This window comes from Adlercreutzia equolifaciens (assembly GCF_029076695.1).
In the GTDB taxonomy this organism is placed as follows: domain Bacteria; phylum Actinomycetota; class Coriobacteriia; order Coriobacteriales; family Eggerthellaceae; genus Adlercreutzia; species Adlercreutzia equolifaciens_A.
In genome coordinates, this window is record NZ_JARFIK010000199.1 from 1 (window position 1) to 330 (window position 330).

Here is a 330-nt window from a genome sequence, read left to right on the forward strand (position 1 = left end):
CTGGCTGAATCGCTTATGAACCGCGTGTTCCGCATTACGGAAGAAGCGGGGGCGTTGAGCGACGAGGTGCTCGTCAACTACGACTTCGAGCGTCGTGCCTTAAAAGGCGTGCGCAACCGATTGGCGCATGCGTATGGAGATGTTAACGTGGATCTTATCTGGGAGGTCATTGAAACGGACTTCCCTCGGTTGCTTAAAGGCTGTCAGGCCTTATGCGATGATCAAGGATTCGAGCTGGAGTTGCCTGAGGACATCGGCGCGCCTGGACGCGAAAGTTCGGTATGAAGTCTAAGCGGGTAATGCCACGCGCGTTGGGTCCGCTGTTTGTAG

The 330-nt window shown here is 55.5% G+C and carries 1 protein-coding gene; it reads left to right on the forward strand.

What is annotated here, in order from left to right; all coding sequences use genetic code 11:
* Positions 1-285: HepT-like ribonuclease domain-containing protein (locus PZH32_RS12060; RefSeq protein ID WP_275208499.1), on the forward strand; the 285-nt coding region annotated here is incomplete at its 5' end.
* Positions 286-330: the final 45 nt, after the last annotated feature.